Source organism: Mesorhizobium sp. M7A.F.Ca.AU.002.02.1.1, from assembly GCF_003998535.1.
Taxonomy (GTDB): domain Bacteria; phylum Pseudomonadota; class Alphaproteobacteria; order Rhizobiales; family Rhizobiaceae; genus Mesorhizobium; species Mesorhizobium ciceri.
In genome coordinates this window covers 1-6,564 of sequence record NZ_RZPB01000327.1, presented here as the reverse complement: position 1 = coordinate 6,564, position 6,564 = coordinate 1, and the positions used below count along the sequence as shown (strand labels likewise).

Here is a 6,564-nt window from a genome sequence, read left to right as displayed (position 1 = left end):
GCAGCGACCCCCCAGAAGGCGGCCCCCAAGGCCGCAGCCGCGAAGGCAGCAGCCCCCGCGAAGGCGGCAAAGGCTCCAGCAGCAGCCGCGAAGGCGGCCCCGGCCAAGGCAGCAGCACCGGCGAAGGCCGCAGCTGCCAAGACATCGGCAGTGGCCAGCAAGGCAACCGGCGTTGTCGGCAAGGTCCGCCAGGTCATCGGCGCCGTCGTCGACGTGCAGTTCGGCGATCACCTGCCGGCGATCCTGAACGCGCTCGAGACGACCAATGTCGGCAACCGTCTGGTGCTCGAAGTCGCCCAGCACCTGGGTGAAAACACCGTGCGCTGCATCGCCATGGACTCGACCGAAGGTCTGGTTCGCGGCCAGGAAGTGCGTGACACCGGCGCGCCGATCACCGTGCCGGTCGGCCCGGGCATGCTCGGCCGCATCATCAACGTCATCGGCGAGCCGGTCGACGAAGAAGGCCCGGTCGACGCGATCGAAATGCGCTCCATCCACCAGCCGGCTCCGACCTATGTCGAGCAGTCGACGGAAGCACAGATCCTGATCACCGGCATCAAGGTGCTCGACCTCCTGGCTCCCTACGCCAAGGGCGGCAAGATCGGCCTGTTCGGCGGCGCCGGCGTCGGCAAGACCGTGCTGATCCAGGAACTGATCAACAACATCGCCAAGGCGCATGGCGGCTATTCGGTGTTCGCCGGCGTCGGCGAGCGCACCCGCGAAGGCAACGATCTGTATCACGAGTTCATCGAATCCGGCGTCAACAAGAAGGGCGGCGGCGAAGGCTCCAAGGCCGCGCTCGTCTACGGCCAGATGAACGAGCCGCCGGGCGCGCGCGCCCGCGTCGGCCTGACCGGCCTGACGGTTGCGGAGTATTTCCGCGACCAGGGCCAGGACGTGCTGTTCTTCGTCGACAACATCTTCCGCTTCACGCAGGCGGGTTCGGAAGTGTCGGCTCTGCTTGGCCGTATCCCGTCGGCGGTGGGCTATCAGCCGACGCTCGCCACCGACATGGGCGCGTTGCAGGAACGCATCACCACCACCACCAAGGGCTCGATCACGTCCGTGCAGGCGATCTACGTGCCCGCCGACGACTTGACCGATCCGGCGCCGGCGACCTCGTTCGCCCACCTTGACGCGACCACGACGCTGAACCGCGCCATCGCCGAAAAGGGCATCTATCCGGCGGTCGATCCGCTGGATTCGACCTCGCGCATGCTCGACCCGCTGGTCGTCGGCGACGAGCATTACGGCGTCGCGCGCCAGGTGCAGTCGATCCTCCAGCGCTACAAGTCGCTGCAGGACATCATCGCCATCCTGGGCATGGACGAGCTGTCGGAAGAAGACAAGCAGACCGTGGCCCGCGCCCGCAAGATCGAGCGCTTCCTATCGCAGCCCTTCTTCGTCGCCGAAGTGTTCACCGGCGCGCCGGGCAAGCTGGTCGACCTCGCCGACACCATCAAGGGCTTCAAGGGCCTCTGCAACGGCGACTACGATCACCTTCCGGAAGCTGCCTTCTACATGGTCGGCGGCATCGAGGAAGCGGTCGAGAAAGCACAGCGCCTCGCGGCTGAAGCGGCGTAATCAAGCGAATAGCGAATAGGGAGTAGCGAATAGGGAATATGGGCCGGCGAATTCTTCTTCTGACTACTCGCTGCTCGCTATTCGCTATTCGCTAAATTGATCATGGCTGAAGCTTTCAAGTTCGAACTGGTCTCGCCGGAGCGCCTGCTTGTTTCCGAGCAGGTTGAATCCGTCGTCATTCCGGGCGCCGAAGGCGAGATGACCGTGATGGCGCATCACGCGCCGGTCATGACCACGATCAAGCCGGGTGTCGTCACCGTGAAGACCGCAGCGGGCGGCGAAGAGCGCTATGTGGTGTTCGGCGGCTTCGCCGACATCGTTCCGGCCGGCTGCACGCTGCTGGCGGAATCGGCTGTCGCGGTGAAGGATGTCGACCGCGCCGATCTCGCGCGCCGCATCCAGGAAGCCAAAGAAGACGCCACTGATGCCAAGGACGACGAGGCTCGCAGCAAGGCGGAACAGTTCCTTAGCCAGCTCACCACGCTGGAAGGCGCCATCCTGCCGGCTTGAAATTCGGTTCGATGAAAGAGTAAAAAGCGGGGCCTTGCCTCGCTTTTTTGTTTAAATGCCCAAGGCTGCGAAAGCCAATGTCGGGCCGTCTCGTCGCAGGTGGACGAGATGCACGGCCACGAGCTCGATCAAGGTCTGGCGCTCGGCATGGTCCTTGGCGAAGCCGGCGAGGTCGAACACAGCGGTCACGGTTTCGTTCGCCGGCAGTTGCTCGCCCAAAAGTGCCGTCAACGCCGCGTCGAGCGGGTCGGTGAAATGGCCCTCCGGCAAGGTTTTTCCTCGTGCGGCGCAAGCAGCGATCCAGGCAGCCACCACCAACGTGAGATGGACCAGCTCGGTACCGGCTTCTAGACATTCGATGGCGGAAGCGACGATGCGCTGCGGCAATTTCTGGCTGCCGTCATTGGCGATCTGAGCCGTACGGTGGGCAAGTGCAGTGTTGGAAAAACGCTCAGCGAGCTCCGCGGTGTAAGCGCTCGGGTCGAGCCCGGCATCCTCGGGCAGGGTCGGGATGGCTTCCGCCCACAATGCATCGACGAATTGCCGGATCGCCGGGTCGGCGAAGGCGCGGTCGACGGTGGCATGACCGCTGAGCAGGCCAAGATAGGCGATGGCCGAATGCGAGCCGTTGAGCAGCCTGAGCTTCATGTCCTCGAACGGGCCGACGTCGCGAACCATGGTGACGCCGAACTGTTCCCAGTCCGGGCGGCCCGCTGGGAAATTGTCTTCGACCACCCATTGGCAGAACGGCTCGGTCATGACAGGCCAAGCGTCCTCGGCACCGAGTTCTTCAGCGATCCGCGCCCGATCGGCATCGGTGGTTGCCGGCACGATGCGGTCGACCATGCTTGAAGGAAAGGCGACCTGATGGGCGATGTGATCGGCAATTCCGACATCATTCGATTGGGCGAGCCCGGCATCTCGCAACTGGGCGAATTCAACCAACAGCCGATGCAGCGTGGCGCCGTTGGCCGGCAGATTGTCGCAACAGAGCACGGTAAAGGGCGGCGTGCCGGCGGCGCGTCGCCGGGCAAGCGCCTCGGTCAGGAAACCATGCGCTGTCTTCGGCATCTGCGGATTGGCCAGATCATGGGCGATATCGGGATGAGCAGCGTCCAATCCGCCGCCAGCCGCCCTCAGATAGGCCTTTTCGGTGATCGTAAGCGTGACGATGCGGGTGCGCGGATCGGTCAGCGCGGCCAGTACCGCGCCCGGATCCTCCGGCGCCACCAGCATCGCGGTAATCGAGCCGATGACCTGAAGTTTTTCGGTTCCACTGCTTCTGATCGCCAGCGTGTAGAGCCCATCCTGCGGCGTGAGTGCGTCGCGCGTGTCGGCGCTGCGCAGCGAAACGCCTGTTATGCCCCAATCCGTCTCGCCGGCCGCCAGGCAATCGTCGACATAGGCGGCCTGGTGGGCGCGATGGAAGGCGCCGACGCCAAGATGCACGATGCCCGGGACGATGCGGCTGCGATCATACGAAGGCGTCGCGATCGAAGCCGGCAGTGCGCGCAACGTCTTCGTGGAAAGGCGTTCGGTCGTCGTGGTGCGACTGGTCTGGTCGGATGACATGAGTGGCCTCGGCAGGGATCGGCAAAGCGGCGTAACATTCGATTTCCCGCCACACAATGGGCCGAAAAGTCATCATACAACAACCTAATTTTTGTATGTTGACATTATTTCTTGCCGCCCCTACCGATAGCGGCCCTGGGAGGATTGCCGTGCCACTGACCGATGCGGATCTGCTGTTTCCCGCCGATGCGCATTCGCGCTCGGTTGCCCGCGATCTCTATGCCGGGATCAAGGACCTGCCCCTGGTCAGCCCGCATGGCCACACCGATCCGCGTTGGTATGCGCTGAACGAGCCTTTTCCGGATCCGGCGCAACTGCTCATCGTTCCGGATCACTACATTTTCCGCATGCTGTTCAGCCAAGGCATCCGCCTTGAGGATCTCGGCGTGGCGACGCTGGACGGCGCGCCGGTCGAGACCGACGGCAGGGCGATCTGGCGGCTTTTTGCCGAGCACTATTATCTGTTTCGGGGTACACCGACCCGGCTGTGGTTCGATCATGTGCTTGCCGATCTGTTCGGCATCGACGAGCCGCTGACCGCAGCGACCGCCGACCGCCACTACGACGCCATCGCGACGCTGCTGCAGTGGGAGAATTTCCGCCCGCGCGCCCTGTTCGAGCGCTTCAACATCGAGGTCATCGCGACCACCGAAGGCGCGCTCGACGATCTCAAATGGCACCAGATGATCCGCGACAGCGGCTGGCAGGGCCGTGTGGTCACCGCTTATCGCCCCGACGCCGTCGTCGATCCCGACTTCGAGGGGTTTTCAACCAATCTCGACCGGCTCGGCGAGATCACCGGCTGCGACACCGGCAGCTGGGCAGGCTATCTCGATGCGCATCGCCAGCGGCGCGCCTTCTTCAAAAGCTTCGGCGCGACCTCGTCCGACCATGGCCATCCGACGGCCGAGACCGCCAATCTTTCGGATGCTGCAGCGCAGGAGCTGTTCAATCGCGTTCGCCGTGGCTCCGACGACGAGCGCGAACGGAAACTGTTCCGCGCCCAGATGCTGACCGAGATGGCCAAGATGAGCCTCGACGACGGGCTGGTGCTGCAGATCCATCCCGGCTCCTGGCGCAATCATTCGTCGGCTGTTTTCCAAAAATTCGGCCGCGACAAGGGTTTCGATATCCCGACCCGGACCGACTATGTGACGGCGCTGAAGCCACTGCTCGACTGCGTCGGACTTGAGCGCGACCTCACAATCGTTCTCTTCACGCTCGACGAAACAAGCTATGCGCGCGAACTGGCGCCACTCGCCGGTGTCTACCCGGCGCTGAAGCTCGGGCCGGCCTGGTGGTTCCACGACAGCCCGGAAGGCATGCGGCGCTTCCGCGAGATGACCACCGAGACCGCCGGCTTCTACAACACCGTCGGCTTCAACGACGACACCCGTGCCTTTCCCTCGATCCCGGCGCGCCACGATGTGGCGCGGCGGGTCGACTGCGCGTTCCTGGCGCGTCTCGTCGCCGAGCATCGGCTGCGCGAGGACGAGGCGCATGAGCTGGCGCGGGAGCTTGCCTATACACTTGCGAAAAAGGCCTACCGGCTCTGAGCCGGGCGTTTTGGTTTTCATAGGGAGGAAGTCATGTTGCATCTTTCGAAATTGACGGCAGTTACATTCGTTTTCGGCTCGTTGCTGGTCGGCAGCGCCAACGCCGAAGCCGTGCTGCGGTCGTCCGATACCCATCCCGACGGCTATCCAACCGTCGAAGCGGTCAAATATATGGGCGAGCTGATCAAGCAGCGCACCAATGGCCGCTATTCGGTCGAGGTCTATCATTCGGCGCAGCTCGGCGAGGAGAAGGACACGATCGAGCAGACGCAGACCGGCGTCATCGATCTCAACCGCGTCTCGATGGGGCCGTTCAACGGCATCGTTCCGCAAACCGCGGTGCCGTCGCTGCCCTACATGTTCCGCTCCGTCGAGCATATGCGCCATGTCATGGACGGGCCGATCGGGGACGAGATCCTGAAAGCCTTTGAGACTCACGACCTTGTCGGTCTCGCCTTCTACGATTCCGGGGCACGCTCCTTCTACAACACCAAGAAGGACATCACCTCGATGGCCGACATGAAGGGCATGAAGTTCCGCGTCATCCAGTCCGACGTGTTCGTCGACATGGTCAATGCGTTGGGCGCCAACGCCACGCCGATGGCCTATGGCGAGGTCTATTCGGCTTTGCAGACAGGCGTCATCGACGGCGCCGAGAACAACTGGCCGAGCTTCGAATCCGCCAAGCATTTCGAGGTCGCCAAGCATTACACGCTCGACCAGCACCAGATCGTGCCCGAGGTTCTGGTGATGTCGAAGGCGAGCTGGGACAAGCTCGCCCCGGAAGACCAGGCGATCGTGCGGCAGGCGGCCAAGGACAGCGTCGTCAAGATGCGTGAATTGTGGGACGCGCAGGAGAAGAAGTCGCGCGACATCGTCGAGAAAGCCGGCGTCAAGGTCAGTGAGATCGACAAGCAGCCGCTGATCGATGCGATGAAGCCGGTCTACGAGAAATATCTCTCGACCCCCGAGTTGAAAGATCTCGCCGCGCGCATCCAGGCGACCAAATAATCCGTTCGCGGCAATGGTGGCGCGAGCTTGCGCGCCACCGTCCAGTGGGAAGCGCGCATATGAAACCATTCTGGCTGGCAATAGAACGGCTGCTGTCACGGCTGGCGAGGCTTGCGCTGTGGGTCAGCGGCATCGGCCTGACGCTGATGACGGTGATCATCTTCTGGCAGGTGTTCTCACGCTATGTGCTCAACAGTTCGCCAAGCTGGACGGAACCCTTCTCGGTGATTTTGATGGGGTGGTTCATCTTTTTGGGCGCGGCCGTCGGTGTCCGCGAACGCACGCATCTGGGCTTCGATGTGCTGCTCTATTTCCTGCCGCCCGCCGCAAA

6 protein-coding genes are annotated in these 6,564 nt (G+C 63.2%); 5 read left to right on the top strand and 1 reads right to left on the bottom strand.

The window, feature by feature from the left end; translation table 11 throughout:
* On the top strand, positions 1 to 1,584 hold a 1,584-nt coding region (atpD, locus tag EN879_RS19800), incomplete at its 5' end, for a F0F1 ATP synthase subunit beta (RefSeq protein ID WP_281034597.1).
* A 102-nt stretch (positions 1,585 to 1,686) separates the two neighbouring features.
* Positions 1,687 to 2,094 carry a F0F1 ATP synthase subunit epsilon gene (locus EN879_RS19795; RefSeq protein ID WP_013529039.1) on the top strand — a complete coding sequence of 136 codons (408 nt, stop codon included), beginning with the start codon at positions 1,687 to 1,689 and terminating at the stop codon, positions 2,092 to 2,094.
* Positions 2,095 to 2,145: 51 nt separating this feature from the next.
* On the opposite strand, the gene EN879_RS19790 is transcribed toward EN879_RS19795, so the two are convergent.
* Positions 2,146 to 3,666 (bottom strand): mannitol dehydrogenase family protein, encoded by a 1,521-nt coding sequence (locus tag EN879_RS19790; RefSeq protein WP_063169452.1) that lies wholly within the window; start codon positions 3,664 to 3,666, stop codon positions 2,146 to 2,148.
* A gap of 95 nt (positions 3,667 to 3,761) precedes the next feature.
* On the opposite strand from EN879_RS19790, the gene uxaC reads away from it, so the two are divergent.
* The 3 genes from uxaC to EN879_RS19775 form a co-directional block, all read left to right on the top strand.
* Positions 3,762 to 5,222: a glucuronate isomerase gene (uxaC, locus tag EN879_RS19785; RefSeq protein ID WP_063169451.1), complete on the top strand. Its 1,461-nt coding sequence runs from the start codon at positions 3,762 to 3,764 to the stop codon at positions 5,220 to 5,222.
* Between the two features lie 33 nt (positions 5,223 to 5,255).
* On the top strand, positions 5,256 to 6,233 hold the full coding sequence (locus EN879_RS19780; RefSeq protein ID WP_127274194.1) for a TRAP transporter substrate-binding protein: 978 nt from the start codon (positions 5,256 to 5,258) through the stop codon (positions 6,231 to 6,233).
* Between the two features lie 59 nt (positions 6,234 to 6,292).
* Positions 6,293 to 6,564: TRAP transporter small permease (locus EN879_RS19775; protein ID WP_164774476.1), on the top strand; the 272-nt coding region annotated here is incomplete at its 3' end.

Bases quoted from the DNA above. Each gene is read 5' to 3' on its own strand.
- EN879_RS19795 (WP_013529039.1), top strand. From the start codon at position 1,687: ATGGCTGAAGCTTTCAAGTTCGAACTGGTCTCGCCGGAGCGCCTGCTT.
- EN879_RS19790 (WP_063169452.1), bottom strand. From the start codon at position 3,666: ATGTCATCCGACCAGACCAGTCGCACCACGACGACCGAACGCCTTTCC.
- uxaC (WP_063169451.1), top strand. From the start codon at position 3,762: ATGTTGACATTATTTCTTGCCGCCCCTACCGATAGCGGCCCTGGGAGG.
- EN879_RS19780 (WP_127274194.1), top strand. From the start codon at position 5,256: ATGTTGCATCTTTCGAAATTGACGGCAGTTACATTCGTTTTCGGCTCG.